Annotated in this window: 1 protein-coding gene; it reads right to left on the minus strand. The window is 54.7% G+C overall.

The window, feature by feature from the left end; genetic code table 11:
- Window positions 1–218: 218 nt before the first annotated feature.
- Complete coding sequence (locus HVA01_RS17325) at window positions 219–1,241, minus strand: IS110 family RNA-guided transposase (protein WP_146876704.1); 1,023 nt, start codon at window positions 1,239–1,241, stop codon at window positions 219–221.
- Window positions 1,242–1,294: the final 53 nt, after the last annotated feature.

Genomic DNA, 1,294 nt, shown 5'->3' on the forward strand with positions numbered 1-1,294 from the left:
GATGATAGGCGCTGCTATCTGGCCCTGATGGAATGCGCACTCTCTGCTCTTAATCTCCCACGCGGCCTCTCAATGGGCCTAACAGCTTCACAGAGTGACAGAGAGTCGGTCTTACCTGTGTGCCATCGAATGTCTTACCTACGCAACCTCGGGTGTGCTGACTACCAATAAAAATATAACTGCTTTAGGTGCCTCGCGGAGGCAGTCGCCTTTCTCTTCTATGCTTGATAAGGACGTTGATAAGCAAGGATTGACCAGCAAATCCGCGCCATTTTGTTCGCCAGGGCCACGATTGCCTTGCGTTGGCCTACCCGCGCTGCCAACCGGATGACCCATTGCGCCAGTCGGTCGGGATGTTCTTGACGCTGAAATTGCCTCAAAGCGGCTCTCGCCCCATGAACAAGTTGACGTCGCACCTCGCTATTGCCATGTTTGGTAATGCTTTTTAAGACGTCCTTGCCGCCACTTGAGTACTGGCGTGGTACCAGACCAAGGGAGGCGCTAAATTGCCGTCCATTAGGGAAACGCTTGGGATCCCCCATATGACTGAAGAGCAACGTGGCATTGACAGGGCCAATACCAGGAACGCTCATCAGCTGCTTCATGCTGGGAGTGGCCTGAACATACGTGCCGAGTCGTTTATCGTACTCAGTGATTCGTGTGTCAAGTGCTTGCCACTCGTTCAGGAGGTCATGGATCACGTCGCATAGGGCGGCCCCCAACTGATCGTGACGCTCGTCCAACAATCGGCGTATCTCGCCTTGTCGGATGACACGATGGCCTTGAGCCACAATGATGCCAAACTCGTTTAACAGGCCGCGCAGTTCGTTGCCAACGGCCGTACGAGCACGCACAAGGCGGCTGCGTACCCGATGCAGTGCTTGTAGCGACTGTTGTTCCGGTGTTTTCACCGTCACGCGCCTTGTCGCCGGTCGTGCCGCCGCCTCAGCGATACCGGCGGCATCTCGCGCATCATTTTTATGGCCCTGAATAAACGGTTTGACCGCTTGGGGAGGGAGCAGTTGCGCCTCGTGGCCAAGCTGGCTGATTTCACGCGCCCAATAGTGAGCGGAGCCACACGCCTCCATGGCGACGATGCAGGGCGGCAGATTGGCTATCACGGTTCTCAACTGATCACGCTTGATCTTTTTGCTAAACACTTTATGACCACTGCCATCGACCGCATGCAGTTGAAAAACATGCTTGGCGAGATCAATACCCACAATGCTAATGTTGTTCATGGATGGACCCTCTTTCAAGATGCCGTCAGTGTACTGCGCACGTTAGATGAGGT

This window comes from Halovibrio variabilis, from assembly GCF_007991175.1.
Classification (GTDB): domain Bacteria; phylum Pseudomonadota; class Gammaproteobacteria; order Pseudomonadales; family Halomonadaceae; genus Vreelandella; species Vreelandella variabilis.

What these genes read in the sequence shown, in the direction of transcription:
- HVA01_RS17325 (WP_146876704.1), bottom strand. Translation starts at nt 1,241, where the DNA reads ATGAACAACATTAGCATTGTGGGTATTGATCTCGCCAAGCATGTTTTT.